At 66.6% G+C, this 19,397-nt stretch carries 17 protein-coding genes and 1 riboswitch; of the genes, 10 read left to right on the top strand and 7 right to left on the bottom strand.

Features of this window, described 5'->3' with window-relative positions:
- Positions 1-24: 24 nt before the first annotated feature.
- Positions 25-576 carry an ATP-binding protein gene (locus tag ACF8ME_RS13585; protein ID WP_016445890.1) on the bottom strand — a complete coding sequence of 184 codons (552 nt, stop codon included), beginning with the start codon at positions 574-576 and terminating at the stop codon, positions 25-27.
- 178 nt (positions 577-754) lie between these two features.
- The gene (gene crcB / locus ACF8ME_RS13590; RefSeq protein ID WP_016445889.1) at positions 755-1,141 is read right to left on the bottom strand and encodes a fluoride efflux transporter CrcB; all 387 of its coding nucleotides are present in this window, start codon (positions 1,139-1,141) and stop codon (positions 755-757) included.
- 81 nt (positions 1,142-1,222) lie between these two features.
- A riboswitch (Fluoride riboswitch) is annotated at positions 1,223-1,286 on the bottom strand.
- Between the two features lie 167 nt (positions 1,287-1,453).
- Here crcB and ACF8ME_RS13595 point away from each other — a divergent pair.
- Together ACF8ME_RS13595 and ACF8ME_RS13600 are read left to right on the top strand one after the other, a co-directional pair.
- Positions 1,454-2,098: a DUF4124 domain-containing protein gene (locus ACF8ME_RS13595; protein WP_392416921.1), complete on the top strand. Its 645-nt coding sequence runs from the start codon at positions 1,454-1,456 to the stop codon at positions 2,096-2,098.
- Positions 2,099-2,534: 436 nt separating this feature from the next.
- On the top strand, positions 2,535-3,551 hold the full coding sequence (locus tag ACF8ME_RS13600; RefSeq protein WP_016445887.1) for a D-2-hydroxyacid dehydrogenase family protein: 1,017 nt from the start codon (positions 2,535-2,537) through the stop codon (positions 3,549-3,551).
- Positions 3,552-3,604: 53 nt separating this feature from the next.
- Here ACF8ME_RS13600 and ACF8ME_RS13605 read toward each other — a convergent pair whose 3' ends face one another.
- The 3 genes from ACF8ME_RS13605 to ACF8ME_RS13615 are packed head-to-tail and all read right to left on the bottom strand — an operon-like array spanning position 3,605 to position 6,490.
- Positions 3,605-4,420, bottom strand: a complete 816-nt coding sequence (locus ACF8ME_RS13605) for a hypothetical protein (protein ID WP_392416922.1) — start codon at positions 4,418-4,420, stop codon at positions 3,605-3,607.
- 3 nt (positions 4,421-4,423) lie between these two features.
- Complete coding sequence (locus ACF8ME_RS13610) at positions 4,424-4,855, bottom strand: DNA polymerase III subunit chi (protein ID WP_016445885.1); 432 nt, start codon at positions 4,853-4,855, stop codon at positions 4,424-4,426.
- Between the two features lie 45 nt (positions 4,856-4,900).
- A complete protein-coding gene (locus ACF8ME_RS13615) occupies positions 4,901-6,490 on the bottom strand; it encodes a leucyl aminopeptidase (RefSeq protein ID WP_392416924.1) in 1,590 nt (529 codons plus the stop codon).
- A 23-nt stretch (positions 6,491-6,513) separates the two neighbouring features.
- Here ACF8ME_RS13615 and lptF point away from each other — a divergent pair, with 23 nt between their 5' ends.
- From lptF to ACF8ME_RS13655, 8 genes are all read left to right on the top strand, one after another.
- The gene (lptF, locus tag ACF8ME_RS13620) at positions 6,514-7,641 is read left to right on the top strand and encodes an LPS export ABC transporter permease LptF (RefSeq protein WP_016445883.1); all 1,128 of its coding nucleotides are present in this window, start codon (positions 6,514-6,516) and stop codon (positions 7,639-7,641) included.
- Positions 7,641-8,750: an LPS export ABC transporter permease LptG gene (gene lptG / locus ACF8ME_RS13625; protein ID WP_392416926.1), complete on the top strand. Its 1,110-nt coding sequence runs from the start codon at positions 7,641-7,643 to the stop codon at positions 8,748-8,750. The genes lptF and lptG overlap by 1 nt, the downstream gene beginning before the upstream one ends.
- A gap of 10 nt (positions 8,751-8,760) precedes the next feature.
- Positions 8,761-9,174 (top strand): sirohydrochlorin chelatase, encoded by a 414-nt coding sequence (locus ACF8ME_RS13630; RefSeq protein WP_392416928.1) that lies wholly within the window; start codon positions 8,761-8,763, stop codon positions 9,172-9,174.
- A 64-nt stretch (positions 9,175-9,238) separates the two neighbouring features.
- Positions 9,239-10,180: a CysB family HTH-type transcriptional regulator gene (locus tag ACF8ME_RS13635; protein ID WP_016445880.1), complete on the top strand. Its 942-nt coding sequence runs from the start codon at positions 9,239-9,241 to the stop codon at positions 10,178-10,180.
- 58 nt (positions 10,181-10,238) lie between these two features.
- Positions 10,239-11,405 carry a pyridoxal phosphate-dependent aminotransferase gene (locus ACF8ME_RS13640; protein WP_212645686.1) on the top strand — a complete coding sequence of 389 codons (1,167 nt, stop codon included), beginning with the start codon at positions 10,239-10,241 and terminating at the stop codon, positions 11,403-11,405.
- An 83-nt stretch (positions 11,406-11,488) separates the two neighbouring features.
- Positions 11,489-12,451: a helix-turn-helix transcriptional regulator gene (locus tag ACF8ME_RS13645; RefSeq protein WP_392416930.1), complete on the top strand. Its 963-nt coding sequence runs from the start codon at positions 11,489-11,491 to the stop codon at positions 12,449-12,451.
- 77 nt (positions 12,452-12,528) lie between these two features.
- On the top strand, positions 12,529-14,748 hold the full coding sequence (locus ACF8ME_RS13650; protein ID WP_392416932.1) for a TonB-dependent siderophore receptor: 2,220 nt from the start codon (positions 12,529-12,531) through the stop codon (positions 14,746-14,748).
- 439 nt (positions 14,749-15,187) lie between these two features.
- Positions 15,188-16,183, top strand: coding sequence for a tripartite tricarboxylate transporter substrate binding protein (locus ACF8ME_RS13655; protein WP_017407653.1), 996 nt, complete (start codon positions 15,188-15,190; stop codon positions 16,181-16,183).
- Here ACF8ME_RS13655 and ACF8ME_RS13660 read toward each other — a convergent pair.
- A complete protein-coding gene (locus ACF8ME_RS13660) occupies positions 16,119-17,348 on the bottom strand; it encodes an NAD(P)/FAD-dependent oxidoreductase (protein WP_392416934.1) in 1,230 nt (409 codons plus the stop codon). The genes ACF8ME_RS13655 and ACF8ME_RS13660 overlap by 65 nt on opposite strands.
- 15 nt (positions 17,349-17,363) lie before the next feature.
- Complete coding sequence (locus tag ACF8ME_RS13665) at positions 17,364-19,265, bottom strand: LodA/GoxA family CTQ-dependent oxidase (RefSeq protein WP_392416936.1); 1,902 nt, start codon at positions 19,263-19,265, stop codon at positions 17,364-17,366.
- Positions 19,266-19,397 lie beyond the last annotated feature (132 nt).

Consider the following 19,397-nt stretch of genomic DNA (forward strand, 5'->3'; position numbering starts at 1 on the left):
CCGGCGGCCGCACGGCCTTTGCGGTCAGGCCCGCACATACGGGTGATGCACCACGTCGAAGCCCTCCTGTGCGCAAGGCGCGACAAAGTAGCTGGTGATCAGGTCGAACTGCTCATCGCTTGCCTGAAAGGGATGATCCCCCGCCGCATTGCGCGCACGCAGGCGCTGCTTGCAGACCTCATCGGGCACATCCAGGAAATGCAGGCGGTGGGAGGCACCCACCCTCTCGAACACGCTGCGCGCCCAACCTCTGCCTTCCAGCGTGTTGGCAGGAAAGTCCAGCACCACTGAAACGCCGGCATCCAGCAGCGCCTGCACATGCGCCCCCATCAATCCCTTGAGCCGCGCGCTGCAGCGCACGTAGTCGGCCACCGACTGCATCTCGCCGGGATACAAACCGGCCAGCCAGGAATCCTCGCTGACCAGCACCGTGCCGGGCTGCGCCGCCAGTTGCCGTGCCAGCGTCGACTTGCCCGAGCCGATCTTGCCGCAGACCATGTGCAGCGTGGCCGGCCGCGCAGCGCGGGAATCGGCCTGGGCGTCGTCCGCATGGCGGGACGGTTCGAGAACCTGCATATCCATCTCCTGAAAGGCTTGTGAAAACCCTGGAGGCGGAATGAAAAAACCCGCCTCCTCTGGGCGGGTTGCATGGCGCCGAAGGCCGCTGGCTAACCCACCATCCAATGGATGGTGCGAATAATCTGCGTTGCGTTCAGGCGGGCCATGGCGCACAGCATAGCGCAATCAGGGCGCCTCAATGGGCCACCATCCGAACCAGCCCCAGCCCCGCAAACAGCGCGGCAACGCCCAGCACCAGCGAACCCAGCGCATACAGCACGGAAGCGAGCCAGTCGCCGCGCTCGTACAGCATGCCGATCTCCAGTGCGTAGGTCGAAAACGTTGTGAAGCCGCCCAGAATGCCCGTGGTGATGAACAGCCTCGCACTCTGCGGCAGCGAAGTCTTGAGCGCAAACCACTCCACCACCACCCCCATCACGAAAGCGCCCAGCACATTGATCGCCAAGGTGCCCAGCGGATAGGCACTGCCCACCAGCCGCAGTGCAAGCAGGTTCGAGCCATGCCGTAGCGCGGAGCCGAGGCCGCCGCCCACGAACACCAAAATGAAACCATAGATACCCATGACCGTCCTTTCATCAAACAACCGGGACGGGCGCGCCGGGCAGGATCAAGGCACGGCCCTGCCACCGGCAGGACACGCACCACCAAGGCAGGAGCCATCAGCCCCTTGCAGGGCGGTTTCGGGAAGCTCCATTCCCATCGTGCAGCCATTGCTGCGGTGGTCGAGTTTACTCCGGGCAAGCGAGCACAGGCAGCCATCCCGTGGCGGCAATACCGACCCTGCATCCCTTGCAGCGGCCTATTGGAATAACTTAACCTCAACCGATTCACCGTACCGGGATACCATCACTCCCATTCATTCACCGAGATGCATATGCGCCTATTGACTCTGACAATCGTTGCGACATTTCTGGCTTTACCTGCCGCCGCCCAGGTCTATCAATGCAAGGATGTTTCTGGAAAACTGATTTTTTCAGACAGCCCCTGCAGCAGCGACCAATCCGGCGCACTGATACAGCGCAAAAAATCGGACGATGAAATCTACCGCGAACGGGCCGAGGCCGCGGAGGCCAATGAGCGAAAGCAGCAGCGCCAGATGAACGAAATGCAGCAGCGCCAGGTCGAGAGCCAGCAGCGCGTCATCGAACAGCAGGCCCGCAAGGCGAATGCTCCTGCACCGGAGCAGCTCGGCGCATCCTCCCAGTGCAAGGAGGCGCGCAAGGAGCTGGAATTCGTATCCAGCATTCGCACCCTTTCCCTGGATGAAAAACGGATACGCACCAATGCAGCAATCACCAGCGTCAATGCTGCATGCGGCTCCAATACGCCGCTGATGCAGGAACCACCGAAGCCGGTTTTCACACCGCGGGCGGCTCAGCCTGTTCCTCTATCCAGTTGCAAGGGTGCACTTTGCTACGACAGCAATGGCGGAATCTACAACCGCAACGGCCAATTCATCAGTGACAGTCAAGGGCGGAGCTGCCGAATACTGGGTGGAACCATGATTGAGTGCGACTGAGCGCGGTCCATCACACTCTCGGCCTTCACCGGCTTCGCCGGCAGGTGGCAACCCCCAAGTCCCGTCCGACCAGGGGTCCGCAAGGCGTTGCAGGGTGTAATTCGCTGATACAGCTGCGCGGGCGACAGAGCGTGCCAGTGATCGGCTTCACCTGCCAGGGCTTGCTGGCATCTGCGCGGCTTGTGTAACCACGGCCACGCGATCTGGCGCGGGCCGAAGCCTTCAGCCTCAAGCCCGGGGCTGGTTGAACGACAATGTGACCGTCGGGCCTCGGGGCCCTGGCTGCGCAAGCGTCACACAATAGTCAGGCAGGCCGGTTCAGGTACGCGTTGATGATGCCCAGGGCAAAGCGCAAAAGCGGATCAGAACATTTGCCGACAACCTCTTGCGCGGCAACCCAGAGATAAATCAAAGGCTTATGAGAGATTCACAGGCAATGAACATCATCATTCTTGACGACTACCAGGACGCCGTACGCAAGCTGGACTGTGCGCGGCTGCTGGAGCCGTTCAACGCCAAGGTCTTCACCAATACCGTCAAGGGTGTGGGCCAGCTGTCGGTGCGGTTGCGCGATGCGGACATCATCGTGCTGATCCGCGAACGCACGCAGATCAGCCGGCAGTTGCTGGAAAAACTCCCGCGCCTGAAGCTGATCGCGCAGACCGGCAAGGCCGGCGCCCATATCGACGTGCAGGCCTGCACCGACCAGGGCGTTGCGATTGCCGAGGGCGTGGGCTCACCCATCGCACCGGCCGAGCTGACCTGGTCGCTGATCATGGCGGCCACGCGGCGGCTGCCGCAGTACATCGCCAACCTCAAGCACGGCGCATGGCAGCAATCGGGGTTCAAGGCGGCGTCCATGCCCGCCAATTTCGGGCTGGGCAGCGTGCTGCACGGGCGCACGCTGGGCATCTGGGGGTATGGCCGCATTGGCAGGCTGGTGGCCCACTATGGCCATGCCTTCGGCATGAAGGTTCTGGTCTGGGGCAGTGAGTCCTCGCGCCAGAAGGCCCAGGCCGACGGCTTTTCGGCCGCCGCTTCGCGCGAGGATTTCTTTGCCGAATCCGATGTGCTGTCCATGCATCTTCGCCTGCATGAGGCCACACGCGGCATCGTCACCGCGCAGGATCTGGCGCGCATGAGACCCACAGCCCTGTTCGTGAACACCTCGCGCGCCGAACTGGTGGAGGCCGATGCGCTGCTGGGCGCGCTCAACCGTGGCCGCCCTGGCCTGGCGGCCGTGGATGTCTTCGAGAGCGAGCCCATTCTCCAGGGCCACGCACTGCTGCGGCTGGAGAACTGCATCTGCACGCCGCACATCGGCTATGTGGAGCAAGACAGCTATGAGCTGTATTTCCGCGCCGCCTTCGACAATGTGGTGAACTTCGCTGCAGGCCAGCCCAGCAACATCCTCAATCCCGAGGTGTTCTCAGGCCCGGCACGCGCAGGCTGAAGGCCGGGTCAGGCGGGCACCTCTCACCCTTCACCCGCCTACCCGATCACGGATCAACGCCCCCCGCCCTGTACAGCATCGCCGCGTGCGGCACTCGCCCGGTGGGCCAGTTCGTCGGCCACGGCCTCGTAGACGGCTTGGCGCACCACCGACTCCACCTCTTCGCGCAGGCGCACGACGATGGATCGCGTCTGCTGCTGCACCACCGTGGCGATGGCATCGCGCAGGCGCTGGTCCAGCACCAGGTCCACGCGCTGCATGAGGCGATGGACCAGATACTCCTCGGTGACCTGCTGCGCGTGGCTGTCCCAGATGGACTCCATGGTGGGCAATGCACAGGCGGGTGATGCCCTAGGTGCTCCAGGTGCCGCAGATGCCGGATCCGGCTCGACCCCTTGCGTGGCAGCGTCGGCCTGCACCACCGGCGCGGCAGGAATGTCGCCCTCGATCGATGCAGCCGGGGCCACCTCTGGCACATCGGCCGGCTCGGCAACTTCGGCCACTTCGAGCAGACGGCTCTCCTGGGCCAGCTGCATTTCCACAGACGGCGCACTGGGCGGCAGATAGTCGGAATGCACGGGCTGCACTGCAGGCCGCGGGCCCTGTCCAGGCGGCGCAGGCTCGGCGACCATGGACCGCTGGGGTTGCAGATCCAGGGGCAGCGGCGGCAGGGACGCGGGCATGGAAACCAGGCCGCGGCGTGGCGCAAGCATGCCTTCGCTCGCCCAGGAATCGGTCTCGCCGCTGTGCGGCAGTTCGGACGCAGCGACAGCGGGCGGTTCTGCCACCGGCGACTGCACTGCATCGACCGGCACGACATCGGTGAGCGTGGGAACAAAGCGTGGCGGGGTTTTGGAGGGAGCGCTCATGGCTTACTCCTTGAGGACCAGGTCATGGCGCTTGATGGAAATCCCCTGCGCCACGTAATGCTTCCAGCGCTGCCGGGCCAGATGCCGGTCTTCCTCATCGGTGGCAGACACCACTTCAACGACACGCGCAAAGCGCTCGAATCCTTCTGGCACATCGCCGCCCAGATTGACCAGCATGTCGTGGTGTGGCGCGCTGTCCAGCCGCTCCAGCAGCACGATGGGCGAGAAGGCCACAATGCCGGCCCCATCGCCTTCGACGGCGTGGGCAAGGAAATCGGTGGGCGAGACACTCCAGAGCCTGGGCGACAAGGCCTTGAGCGACGCGGAAGATCCCAGCACCACCAGTTGCGTGCGATGCCGCAGCGCCTTGCGCGCAAGACGGCACACATAGGCCAGCTTGTCAGGCGCGTTGAAATGGAACGCCACTTCAGTCAAGCGACGCTCCTTTCGCGCAGGCCCGTGCGGATGGGGGCGATGCCATCAGGCCTGCTCCGGCTGGATTGCAGCGGCTGCCTTGCGGCGGCTGGCAGAGCCGGCCTTGGGCGCCGCAACCGACTTGGGCGCGCCGGCCCTGGATGGCGCCTTGCCGGCATCGACGCAGGCCAGCAGGTAGTGCAGCAGCAGGCCCACGGGGCGGCCCGTGCCGCCCTTGGCGGCGCCGCTCTTCCAGGCCGTGCCGGCGATGTCCAGATGAGCCCAGGGAATGTCTCCCACGAAGCGCTGCAGGAACTTGGCCGCCGTGACCGCACCACCTGCGCGGCCCGCCACATTGCCCATGTCGGCGAAATTGCTCTTGAGGCCTTCGCCATACTCCTCGTCCAGCGGCATGCGCCAGCAGGGGTCGAGCGCGGCATCGCCCGCCTGCTCCAGCGCACGGGCCAGCTCGTCGCTGGGCGAAAACATGCCGCTGCGCAGCCCGCCCAGGGCGATGACGCAGGCACCGGTCAGCGTGGCGATGTCCACCATGGCGCGGGGCTTGAAGCGGGCGGCGTAGGTCAGCGCATCGCAGAGCACGAGGCGGCCTTCGGCATCGGTGTTGAGGATTTCTATGGTCTGGCCACTCATGCTGGTGACCACGTCGCCCGGCTTGACGGCAGCGCCGCCGGGCATGTTCTCGGACGCCGGAATGAGGCCGACGACATTGACGGCCGGCTGCAGCCGGGCCAGCGCATGAAACACGCCCAGCACGCTGGCGGCGCCGCCCATGTCGAACTTCATCTCGTCCATTTCAGCGGCAGGCTTGAGCGAGATGCCGCCGGTATCGAAAGTGATGCCCTTGCCGACCAGCACCACGGGCGCGGCGCCCTTGGTGCCGCCGTTGTAGTGCAGCTCGATGAAGCGCAGCGGCTGCTCCGACCCCTGGGCCACGGCCATGAAGGCGCCCATGCCGAGCTTGGCGACTTCGGCGGGGCCGTGGACCTTGCAGCTGATGCCGGGCAGCTTGGCCAGGGCACGGGCTGCGTCGGCCAGCAGCATGGGAGTGGCGTGGTTGGCCGGGCGATTGGCCCATTCGCGCGCCAGGGCCATGCCTTCGGCCTGGGCCACGGCGATCTTGAAAGCGGCGGCGATGCCGCCCTTGTCCCCGCTCTTGTCTCCGGACTTGCCGGACGCGGCACTGGCGCCCGTCGCCGCGATCACCAGCTTCTTGAGCGCCACAGGCTTGGCCTGGGGCTTGGTGTGGGTATAGCTGTAGCAGGCATCGGCCGCTGCCACCACCGCTGCTGCAACAGCGCCACCCGTGGCCTCGAAGCCGAAGCACAGCACGGCCTTGCCAACGCCGCTTGCCTTGAGGGCCGAGCCTGCGCCTGCCACCGCCTGGCGCACGTCGCGGGCCGAGCCGCTGCCCGCGCCCAGCAGCACGACGCGGCGGGCGGCCACGGCCGGCAGGCCGTACAGTGCCAACTGCTTGCCGGCTGCCGTTTCGAAATCTCCGGCCTTGACCGCGTGAGCGACCAGGGTGGACAGCGCGTCGCTGCCCGTGGCCGTGGCTTCGGTCACCAGCACCAACAACAGGTCACACTTTTCACGTACTGCAGCGGCAGTCGTCAACGGCTTCAGTTCAAAGTTCATAATCGGCGTTTTCCTTTCAGCCAATGTTATTCGATTCATCCATACGCAAAGAGCTGGCCCGCAGCTTCGGTGCCACGGTCGTGGTGCTGATCACGGTCGTCATGACCATGATGCTGATCCGCACGTTGGGTCAGGCTTACAAGGGCAATGTCAGCCCTTCCGACGTTCTGCTGGTCATGGGATATACGGTGCTTGGCCAGTTGCCCACCATCCTGGGCCTGGGACTTTTCGTGGCCGTGGTCGGCTCGCTGTCGCGCATGTACCGCGACAGCGAGATGGTGATCTGGTTCGCCGCAGGCCAGGGACTGGCCAGCCTGCTGCGCCCGCTGCTGCGCTTTGCCTGGCCGGTGCTGGCCGTGATCGCCGTGCTGGGCCTGGGCATCCTGCCCTGGGCCAATCAGCAGATAGAGCAGATCAAGACCCAGTTCGAGCAGCGCAGCGACATCGACCGCATCGCTCCCGGTGAGTTCCAGGAGTCTGCCGGCGGCTCGCGCGTGTTCTTCATCGACAAGGACGTGCCCAGCGCCACCGCTGCCAACAATGTGTTCATCGTGGCCAATGAGCGCGGGCGCGAGTCCGTGACCTCGGCGCGCGGGGCGCGGCTGGAAGTGGTCAAGGGCGAACGCATGGCCGTGCTGACCGACGGCCAGCGCATGGAGACGCAGACCAGCGACGGCTCGGTGAAGATCAGCGAGTTCAAGGAATACGGCACGCAGCTCGGCAGCGGCAACAATCTGGCCGCCGCCGAGGAAATGGCCGCGCGCAGCACGTACACGCATGAGCTGCTGCCGCGCACCGAACCCATCTATCGCGCCGAACTGGGCTGGCGCATAGGCCTGCCTCTGGCGGCGCTGAACTTCGTGATCCTGGGCCTGGCCGTGGCCAGCGTGAACCCGCGTGCCGGTGGCAGCGGCAGCCTCATGCTCGCGCTGTTCGCCTTCATCGTGTACTACAACCTCATGACGCTGGGCGAGAACTGGGTGGCCTCGGGCAAGCTGAGCATGCCCGCCATGACGGCCCTGCTGCACGGCGGCACGTTGCTGCTGGCGCTGCTGGTGCTGCTGGTGCGGCACAGGCGCTGGTCGCCGCGCGATCTGTGGCGCAGGCCCTGCAAGCCGACTGCCCTGGACGACGCGAAGGCGGTGCCATGATGAGAGTTCTGAGAAACCTGCTGTACCGCGACATCATCGCGGCCGTCGGCTATGTGACGCTGGCCTTCCTGGCGCTGTTCTTCTTCTTCGATCTGGTCGATGAGCTGCGATGGGTCGGGCGCGGCGGCGACAACGGCTACAAGATCACGCACGCGCTGCTTTTCGTGGTGCTGCGCATTCCCAGCCACCTGTACGAGCTGATGCCCATCACCGTGCTGATCGGCACCATCTACGTGATGGCGCGCTTTGCCCAGAGTTCGGAATTCACCATCATGCGCACCAGCGGCATGGGCCCCTGGCTGGCGCTGCGCACGCTGATGGTGCTGGGCCTGGGCTTTGTGCTGGTCACCTTCGGCACCGGCGACTACCTGGCACCAGCGGCCGAGAACGCGGGCCAGAACATCCGCGCCATCCACCTGGCCCAGCTGTCACGCGGGGCCACGGGTGCCTGGCTCAAGGAGCGCCAGGGCGATCATTCCATTGCCATCAACGTGCGTGCCATTCGCGGGCCGGGTGATTTCTCGAATGTGCGCATCTTCGACTTTGACGGCCAGGGCCGCATCTCTGCCCAGATCCATGCGGAATCGGCGCAGGTGAGCGAAGACGGAGAATCATGGATGCTCCAGGGCGTGCAGGCCAGCCGCCTGACGGCCAAGCCCGACGGCGGCATGGTGCTGCAGCGCGAGAAAGAAGACAGCATGAACTGGAAGACGGGCATCAGCGCCGAGATGGTCTCGGCCGCTTTGCTCAAGCCCGATCGCATGTCCACCATCTCGCTGTTCCAGTATGTGCGCCACCTGGAAGCCAACGGCCAGGCTGCGCAGAAGTACGAGATCGAGTTCTGGCGCAAGGTCTTCTACCCGATGAGCTGCCTGGTGATGGTGGTGCTGGCCCTGCCTTTCGCCTACCTGCATTTCCGCTCGGGCGGCATCGCGGCCTATGTGTTCGGCGGCGTCATGGCCGGCATCAGCTTCTTCCTGCTGAACAACGTGTTCGGCTACATCGGCACGCTGCAGGCCTGGTCGCCCTGGCTGACCGCTGCGGCGCCGGGCCTGCTCTACAGCCTTCTTTCATTGACGGCCTTCACCTGGCTGGTGCTGCGCCGCTAGGACCGTTGCCATGCAAAACGAGACAACATCTGCCGGCAGGACCGGACTGATCCTGTTGGCACACGGCTCGCGCGACGCCTTGTGGCGCCAACCCATCGAGGCCGTGCTGAAGGCCGTTCAGCAGACGCATCCCCAATCCCTGGCCGCCTGCGCCTACCTGGAGGCCTGCGCGCCCGACCTGCCCACTGCCGCGCGCGGGCTGGTCGAGGCCGGCGCCACGCACATCACCGTGCTGCCCCTGTTCCTTGGCACGGGCAAACATGCGCGCGAGGACATCCCGAAGCTGGTGCAGGAGATAAGCGATACCCATCCGCAGGTGGTTGTGGACCTGCAGCCGGCCGTGGGCGAGCATCCGCGTGTCACAGCCCTGCTGGCAGAACTGGCACTGGTGGCCACGGAGCCCCGTGGCGCACCGGGAAGCTGAAATAACGAATCGCTTCTTTATATAAATGCAGCATAATGGCGCGCAGCACCCTGCTGTCACCGCCATGAACCTGCACCAATTCCGATTCGTCCAAGAAGCGGCGCGCCGCAACCTCAACCTCACCGAGGCGGCCAAGGCCCTGCACACCTCGCAGCCCGGCGTCTCCAAGGCCATCATCGAGCTGGAGGAGGAGCTGGGCATCGACATCTTTGCGCGCCACGGCAAGCGCCTCAAGCGCATCACCGAACCCGGCCTGGAGGTGCTCAAGAGCATCGAACTCATCATGCGCGAGATCGGAAATCTCAAGCGCATCGGCGAGCAGTACAGCGCCCAGGACAGCGGCACGCTGTCGATTGCCACCACCCACACACAGGCCCGTTACGTGCTTCCGCCTGCCGTGGCACGGCTGCGCGACCTGTATCCCAAGGTCACGATCAGCCTGCACCAGGCCACTCCGGCAGAGGTGGCGCGCATGGTCATCGACGAGGTGGCCGACATCGGCATGGCCACCGAATCCCTGGCCGACTACCCCGATCTCGTCACCCTGCCCTGCTACGAATGGCAGCACGTGCTGGTCATGCCCACAGGCCACCCGCTGGCGCAGAAAGAGCGCATCACGCTGGACGACATCGCCCACGAATCGCTGATCACCTACCACCCTTCGTTCACGGGTCGCGGCAAGATCGACCAGGCCTTTGCCACGCGCCGCCTGCGTCCGCGCATCGTGCTGGAGGCCATTGACTCCGACGTGATCAAGACCTATGTGCGCCTGGGCCTGGGCATCGGCATCGTGGCCGAAATGGCCATGCGCGACGACCCGGTCAATGACCTGGTCGTGCGCCCCATGGGCCACCTGTTCGGCCAGAGCGTGGCACGCGTGGCCATCAAGCGCGGCGCCTACCTGCGCAATTTCGTCTACCGATTCGCCGAACTGCTCAGCGACCGCCTGACGCGCGATCTCATCATGCGCGCCATGAACGGCCACGTGCACGACTACGAACTCTGATCCTCCGCCCCACCGGACCTGCAGTGCGGGTCCGCTCCCGCTGTCCGCTGTTTCCGCCATGACTTCTGCCACGCCCCGCACGCCCGCCTTCCCCAGCCGCCTGCCCCATGTGGGCACGACCATCTTCACCACCATGTCGGCCCTGGCCGCCGAGCACCAGGCGGTGAACCTGGGCCAGGGCTTTCCCGATTTCGGCTGCGACCCCAGGCTGGTCGATGCCGTCACGGCCGCCATGCAGGCCGGCCACAACCAGTACCCGCCCATGCCCGGCCTGCCCCAGCTGCGCCAGGCCATGGCCGACAAGATGCAGGCGCTGTACGGCCGCAGCTACGATGCGGGCACCGAGATCACGGTCACGGCCGGCGCCACGCAGGCCATCCTCACCGCCATCCTGGCCACCGTGCATGCTGGCGACGAGGTCATCGTGCTCGACCCCTGCTACGACAGCTACGTGCCCAACATCGAGCTGGCCGGCGGCGTGCCCGTGCGCGTACCGTTGACGCCGGGCAGCTTCAAGCCCGACTTCGCCAAAATTGCCGCCGCCATCACGCCGCGCACCCGGCTTTTGATCATCAACAGCCCGCACAACCCCAGCGCCACCATCTGGAGCGATACCGAGATGCTGCAGCTGCAGGAGCTGCTGGCGCCCACCGACGTGCTGCTGATCAGTGACGAGGTCTACGAGCACATGGTCTACGACGGCCGCCAGCACCAGAGCGCCGCGCGCTTTGCCGGCCTGGCGGCGCGCGCCTTCATCGTCTCCAGCTTCGGCAAGACCTACCATGTCACGGGCTGGAAGGTGGGCACCGTCGCCGCGCCGGCCGCACTCACGGCCGAGTTCCGCAAGGTCCACCAGTTCAACGTCTTCACCGTCAACACACCCATGCAGGCGGGCCTGGCCAGCTACATGGCCGACCCCGCGCCCTATCTTCAGCTGCCCGCCTTCTATCAGGCCAAACGCGATCTTTTCCGCCAGGGCCTGGAAGGCTCGCGCCTGCGCCTTCTGCCCACGGCGGGGACCTATTTCGTCTGCGCCGACATCTCGGCCGTGTCGGACCTGGACGAAGCCGCGTTCTGCCAGTGGCTGGTCCGGGAGCATGGCGTGGCGGCCATCCCGCTGTCGGCCTTCTATGGCGACGGCTTCGACCAGCGCGTGGTGCGATTTTGCTTTGCCAAGCAGGACAGCACGCTGCGCGCGGCACTGGATCGGCTGCGCAAACTCTGAGGTTTGTGGGCGAGCGGGCCTGCAGCCCCGGATAATGAGAAGCATTCTCGAATCCAGCTGCGGGCCTTTTGTTCCGCTCACCCATGCCCTCCTCCTCCCAGCGCTACACCACGGCGCAGCTCGACGCCATGCGCCAGCGCCACGGTTTCAGCGTGCGCTTTCTCTCTGCCGTCTCCGAAAGCGATTGCATCTTCGAGGGGCAGGTGCAGGAGCACCAGCTGCCCTCGGGCCTGCAACTGGTCAGCTCCGACATCCGCATCGACCACGGCTATGAATCCACATCCGAGCACCCGCGGCGCTTCACCGCCGTGGTCCTGCTCGACGGCCAGGCCGAGCTGCAGTTGCCGGGCGCCCGCCGTGCACTGAGCGTGACGCGCCATGCGGCGGCGGCATTCTCGTGCGGCGACACCGAGATTCTCAAGGCCACCCATGCGGCAGGCCAGACGGTGCGCGGCTTCAACCTGTCCATCGAGGCGCCCGAGGCCTGCGCCGATGCCGAACTGGCCGAGCTGCTGCACCAGGCCCTGCGGCAACCCGGCCCGCCACTGCATGCCTGGTCGCTGCCCGAGCACCTGGCCGTCTCGCTGCGCCAGCTGCTCGATGGCGTCTGGAGCGGCAGCCTGGCCCGGCTGCACCGCGAAGGCATTGCGCTGCAGGTGCTGGCCTGCGCACTGCAGGCACATGCGCAGCCGCGGCCTGCGCCCTTGCCGCGCATCCATCCCCGGGACAGGCGCGGCCTGGAGCGCGTGCGCGAGTGCATGGATGCAGCGCCGGGCCAGGCGCACAGCCTGGACGACCTGGCGCGCCTGGCCTGCATGAGCCCGACCACGCTGCGCGAGAAATTCCAGGCCGCCTACGGCCAGACCGTGTTCGGCTGGCTGCGCGAGCGCCGCATGCAGCTGGCGCGCGAGCGGCTGGCACAGGGCTGGAGCGTGCAGGAAGCGGCCGACTGCGTGGGCTTTCAGCACGCCAGCAATTTCGCCACGGCCTTTCGCCAGCGCTTCGGCCACGCGCCCAGCCAAGGCAGCCTGCGTCGCAAGCCATAGGACTGGCGTCGCCGGGAACAGGCGGCGGCGGCGCACATTTCCCACAATCCGGGCTCACGCCCAGGACCATGGAAATGATGAGCATTCGCATCCAAAACCCCGCCCCGCGACACCCCCAAGGCGCGCGGACCCCGCTGTCCCTGCTGATCTGTGCCCTGTGTGCCGCCCCTGCGGCAGCAGTCTGGGCCGCCGACGAGGACAGGCCCGCTGCCAGGAAAGGCGACACCGAACTGGGCACCGTCACCGTGCGCGCCGCCGCCGATGCCGGCACCACCGAAGACACGGCCCGCTATACCAGCGGTTCCACGGGAACGGCCACGGGCCTGCAACTGTCGGCGCGCGAGACACCGCAGTCGGTCAGCGTGATCACGCGCCAGCTCATGGACGATGCAGGCCAGCTCACGGTCTCGCAGACGCTGGAGGCCTCCGCGCCCGGCCTGTCGGTCAGCCGCAGCGACAGCAACCGCTACCAGTTTTCCTCGCGCGGCTTCGGCGTCAGCAACTTCCAGTTCGACGGTCTGGCCTCGCCCATCAACAGCCTGTGGAACTTCGGCGCCACCGACATGGACACGGCCTTCTACGACCGCGTGGAAATCGTGCGCGGCGCCACGGGCCTGCTCAATGGCTCGGGCGATCCGTCGGCCACGGTGAACTTCGTGCGCAAGCAGCCGCGCGAGACGGCGGGGGGCCATGCATCGCTGACGCTGGGCCGCTGGAACCTGCGCCGCGCCGAGGCCGATCTGTCCCTGCCGCTGGACCGCGAAGGCCGCGTGCATGGCCGCGTCGTGGCCGTGCAATCGGACAGCGACAGCTACGTCAGCCACTTCGGCCAGCGCAGGCAGGGCCTGTACGCCGTGGTGAGCGCGGCCCTGACGCCCGCCACCCGGCTCGTGACCAGCCTCGAATACCAGAAGAACACCAGCCCCGGCATGGGCGCCGGCTTTCCGCTGTTCCATGCGGATGGCAGCCGCACGGACTTCGACCGCTCGGTGTCCAACAACACGCGCTGGTCGCATTTCGGCACGGAGAACACCACGGCCACGCTGGACCTGACGCACCGGCTGGACAACCGCTGGCTGCTGCGCGCCGCCTACAGCCGCAACGACGGCAACTACGACATGCGCTACGTCTACCGGGGCGGCGCGCCGGACGCCAGCACCGGCCTGGGCATGGCCAACTCCTTCATCAAATACCGGGGCGACCGCTCGCGCGACAGCCTGCACCTCACGGCCAGCGGCCCGGTCGCGCTGTTCGGGCGCCAGCACGAGATTGCCGTGGGCTGGAACCATGTGCGCGACGACATCGACATCCGCCGCTACGCACCGCTGGGCACGCCGCCCGCCACGGACAACTTCCTCGACTGGCGCAACGGCAGCCTGGCCGAGCCCGGCTGGTCCGACGTCTCCAACGGCGGCGACGACAGCCGCATGCGCCAAAGCGGCGGCTATGCCGTGGGGCGTTTCTCGCTGGCCGATGGCTGGACGGCCGTGGCCGGCGCCCGCCTGAGCCGCTGGTCCACGCGCCAGAACTACTTCGGCAGCCTGCGCGACTACCGCTACAGCAACGAAATCACGCCCTACGCCGGCCTGCTGTGGGACATCGATGCCCGGCACACGGCCTACCTGAGCTACACGGAAATCTTCACGCCCCAGAACTACCGCGACAAGCAAGGCAGCATCCTGGACCCCGTCACCGGCCAGGCCTTCGAGCTGGGCCTCAAGGGCTCCTGGCTGCAGGACCGGCTGCAGGGTTCTGCCGCGCTGTTCCAGACCCGCCAGGACAACCTGGCACAGGACACGGGCGAATTCATCGACGGCACCACGGACCAGAAGGCCTACCGGGGAGTCAAGGGCGCGCAGGTGCGCGGTATCGATCTGGAACTCAGCGGCGAGCCGGCCCGGGGCTGGCGCATGGGCGCCAGCTACACGCACTACACGGCGCGCAGCGCCAGCGGCGCAGCCTTCAACACCACGCACCCGCGCAGCCTGGCCAAGCTCACGGCCATGCGCAGCTTCGAGGGTGCGCTGCAGGGCCTGAGCCTGGGCGGCAACCTGCGCTGGCAAAGCCGCATCTGGCAGAACGTGACCAACCCGCTGCGCCAGAGCGTGCAGGTCGGCCAGGGCAGCTACCTGGTGGTCAACCTCTCGGCCCACTACCGCATCGACCCCACCTGGTCGGCCAGCGTGCAGCTCAACAACCTGCTGGACCGCCAGTACTACAGCCAGATCGGCTTCTACAACCAGGGCTGGTGGGGCGAGCCACGCAATCTGACGGTGAGCCTGAAGGCGGATTTCTGAGCTGCATCGGCATGGGCGTCGGCATGGACATCGGCAATGCCCGCCCCACCCCGGCGCCGTAACGGGCGCCGGCCCATGCCATGGGGCGCATCGTGCACGTCCACGCAGATCCACGCAAGTCCACGCAGGCGCCGCAAAGCCGCATGTTCGCGGGCAGTTGCACGGCAGCGCCGGAGGCGGATTCAGCAGCGGTGCGGTCCATGCCACAGGCGAGTCCGGGAGCCTTGCGCCGTGATGGCAGGTGCAATGAAGGGCGCATGTCAACGCAATCCTTCTCATTTGCCGAGCAAGGCCGAACAGGTCATTCGCCCGCCGCATGACGTCCTGCCAAAACATTGATTGACGTCAAGACAGCCACCGCCCAGCATTGGCCCGCCTGAAAAATCCGCCGCTGGCCCCAGCCGCTGCGCCACCAGAACATCGACAAGGAGACATCCCCATGCCCCGTACCCTTTCACGCAAGCAATTCCTGCGCGCGGCCGCGCTGCTTGGCGCCACTACGCTGCTGCCCCTGCCCCAGGCCTGGGCGGATGCCTATCCCACCCGGCCGGTCAAGCTGGTCGTGCCCTTCGCCCCTGGCGGCAATACCGATGTGCTGGCGCGCATGGTGGCACAGGGCCTGTCCGAGTCGCTGGGCCAGCCCGTGATCGTGGAAAACATCTCCGGCGCCAACGGCTCCATCGGCGCCAGCCGCGTGGCTTCGGCGGCCAATGATGGCTATACGCTGCTGTTCGGCACGGCCGGCACCCAGGCCATCAACCAGAGCCTGTACAAGAACCTGAGCGAGAAGAACCTGGGCGATTTCGAATACGTGGCCCTGGTCACCACCATCCCCAACGTGCTGGTGGTCAACGAGGCGCGCACGCCGGCCAGGACGGTGAAGGACCTGGTGGCACGCGCCGCCGCGCAAAAGACCGGCATGAGCTACGGCTCGCCGGGCAGCGGCTCCACGGTCCACCTGTCGGGCGAGCTGTTCAAGAGCGCCACCCAGCTGGACATGGTGCATGTGCCCTACAAGGGTAGCGCGCCGGCCCTGACCGACCTGCTGGGCGGCCAGATTGATTTCATCTTCGAGAACGTGACGCCCGCCCTGCCCTTCGTGCAGTCTGGCAAGCTCAAGGCCCTGGCCGTGACCTCGGAGCAGCGCCTGCCCGCCCTGCCCGATGTGCCGACCATGAAGGAAAGCGGCTACCCCGCCTTCGTGACCGGCACCTGGAACGGCGTGCTGGCGCCCAAGGGCACGCCGGCAGCCATCGTCAAGCGGCTGGAGGATGCCACGCTCAAGGTGGCGGGCCATGCCGACTTCAAGTCCAAGGTGACGGCGCTGGGCGGCGAAGTGCGCCTGCTGGACTCCAAGGCCTTCCGCGAATTCACGCGGGCCGAGTACCAGCGCTGGAATGCCATCGTTCAGACGGCGAAGCTGGAGCGGCAATAACGCCGGCTCCGTTCCCCGCCTCCGGCGCCCGCTGGCGGCGGGCCCAGAACGTCTCGTTCGCCCAGCGCGGCTCCAGCGCATAGTAGTGCTCGTGATGGCTGCGGTACGCGGCGCGTATCGGCCGGATCCACGCATCCCAGGCAGGCAACGCACCGGCGTCGCCCGTCAGGCTGCGGCGCACGGCCAGGGCGGCCTCGCTGCCGGTGACCAGGCTGTTGAGCAGGCCCTGCGATGCCAGCGGATCGAAGGACAGGCAGGCATCGCCCACGGCCAGCCAATCCGCCCCGCTGGCTGCATCCAGCCATTGCTCGTGGGCGGCGGCCACCCGCAACGGCTCCAGCACCTGGCTGCCCACGCTGCGCGCGCCCACCAGGGCCGTGCGATCGGCCATGTCCAGCAGATCCGCCGTGCTGCGCAGGCGGCGGGCTTCGGGCAGGTCGATATCGGTCTGCCAGGCAATCACGCAACTGCCATCAGGCAGATCGGCGCTGTACCACCAGCCTTCGGCATCCGACTCGATCATGGTGGTGCCTGCATGCTCATGCGATGGCGGCTCCACCCAGGCGTGAAAACAGACCAGGCGGCCGTCGCGGCGGACCTCGGCACCCGCCTGCCGGGCCACCCGGGCCGCGCGGCCCGTGGCATCGACCACGATGCGGCAGGACAGCTCCAACGGGCCGTGCGCCGGGTCGCCCTGCGCCCTATCGATCAGGCAGCGCCAGCGCATGGGTGCGCCCGGTGGCTGGCGCTGCAGGCTGCGCAGCGTGGCGGGCACCAGGCAGGGCACGCCACGGCTGCGCGCAGCCTCCAGCAGCATGGCGTCGAAACGCTTGCGGTCCAGGTGCCAGCCCGCGCCATGCGGGTCGAACAGTGCGTCCTGAAAGATGACCTCGGAGCTTCCCCACAATGACCGCCGCGACCAGGCAGGACGGTGGCCCTGTGCCGCGAACGCATCCCACACGCCCAGGTCGGACAGAATCACCCGGGCCGCAGCGGGCAGGGTTTCGCCAATGGCCCGCCCAGCCTGCACGGCGCGTCCTACCAGCGCCACGCGGCAATGCCCTGCCAGCTGCGCGGCAACGGCCGCGCCCGCCGGTCCCACGCCCACGACGAGCACATCCAGTTCATCCGGCAGCGGCGCGGTGGCCATGGCATGCGCAGACATAGACGTGGCCGCCATTCAGCGCGGCAGCACCGGGCCGCGCTGCGTCAGGGCGCGCAGCTGCTCTTCGTTGTCTGCGTCGAAGGGCTCGATGCGGGGAGGCGCTTCCTGCCCGGCCGGTTGCACGGCAGTCTTGAGCATGTGCGACGGCGCCGGGGCGATGCGGTTTTCCACCTGCATCACCGGCGGGAAGTCCTTGTCGCCACGCGGGCCCGGCCGATTCTCGATGACGCCCATGTCACCGAAGTGGCTGATCATGCGGTTGATCTCGCTCTCATAGCCTCCCTCGCCCAGGGTGCGGAACCACGACTCGCGCCGGTTGAAGGCGGCGACACGCTGCTCGCGCGGCAGTTCGGTATCGATGACCTTTTCATAGGCCTCCTGCGTCAGCACCTGGTTGGGCACGCGGGCCGGCCAGAACGTGGGCAGGTAGGGGTCGTAGCGCGGGCCGTAGCCGGCGTAGTAGCCGCTGCGGCAGCTGGCGGTGTCGGTCTGCCAGGGAACGGCCATCCAGCGCGTGAGGTCACCGGCCACCTGTGCATACAGCGGCCCGCTCTCGGACAGCGCCACGGCGGGGGTGAGCCGCGAGCCGTAGAGCTGCAGCTCGGGCGGGTTCTCGGCCGCCTCGCGGATGCGAAATGGCGCCCGGTACATGCTGGCGTGGCGCATGGGCCAGGTGATCTCGCAACCCGGGTGAAAGGCATCGGCCAGGCAGTCGTCCATGGCGGCATGGTCGAGCATGGTGGGCTGCTCCTGCAGCGGTACATCGGACAGCTGGGCCGGGTACTTCTGGCCGCGCGTCCAGTCGGAGAGAAAGTGGCCTGCGGCCCACAGGTCCAGCATCCTCAGCTGCGTGGCCGTCAGCGCCGCATGCTGGCGCGGCGTGTCGGCCGGCGGCACGGCCATGGCGTCGCCATACAGCCAGGGCCAGGGCTGGGGGGATGCGCCGTCCCGGTCAAAGCGCCGGAAGGCATTGGCCACCTGCTGGCGCAGCTCGGCCCAGGTCGTGCCCGGGCTGTTGAGCCTGGCGATCCACGCCTCGTCATCCGCACTGGCGGCGGCACCCCAGCCGAACTGGGCGGCAAAGCCCTTGTTCGCCCACTGCAGGCTGCTCTGGCGCTGGAGTATGGGCAGAATGTGCCGGCTGAAGGAGACCTGCAGCGGAAACACAGCCATGCCCGAGCGGATGAAAACATCCTCCATCAGGTCCTTCATGGTGCGCACCGACTTCATCTGCGGGCCGTAGTTGGGCGGCGCAACCGTGACCCATGCCGCATCCACCGGCACGGAAACGCCGGCCACGACGACCTTCGCGCGCACCGGGCCGTCGGCCACATCGTCATGCCAGCCCTCGTTGTTCGCGAACGTGGTGGCCTTGGAGCCATCCACGGAGGCAGAGACGCCCCGGCCTCCCAGCACGAGAAGCTGGCCCGTCTTTTCAATGCGCAATTCGCCCAGATAAACCGGCTTGCCGCAGAAACTGCCGCTATCGAATGCCACCGGGGCCGAGCCTTTGGCAATGCGGCGGGCTCCCGGTCGAATGGCCAGGCTTTTCCGGTCCTTCACCGTGGCATTGCGCAAAATCGTGGGATCGGCCGTTGCGGCTTCAGGCACGTCCAGCGCCAATTGGAATTGATACCAGGCGGCTTTGGTATTGGCCAGTTCGACTTCCCATTCGATTTCGTCCTGGTCGGCCGTGAGTTCACGCACCACCTCGCCCGCGGCGTTGTAGCCGTAGATGCGAAAGCGCGCAGCCTGGCGCTTGAGCGCGCCCTGCGCATCACGCAGGCTGCCCGGCGCCATGGGCGGCACATGCATCAGCTCGGGGCCGACATAGTACTCATCCGGGCTATTGCCAATACGCGCCACACCAATTCCCGGGTGTATGGCAGCACGCACAATGGTGGAGTCGATTCCCATTTGTCGCCCTTTCAGTTGCTGAGGCACTGATTGCAACAAACGGTATCAAAAATGCCGAGACAAAGTTAATTATCGGGAATCGACAATCCATAGCAGGGCGCAAATCGATTCATATGAACCCATTTGCGCAAA

The organism is Delftia sp. WSY_7, assembly GCF_043104845.1.
Classification (GTDB): domain Bacteria; phylum Pseudomonadota; class Gammaproteobacteria; order Burkholderiales; family Burkholderiaceae_C; genus Comamonas; species Comamonas tsuruhatensis.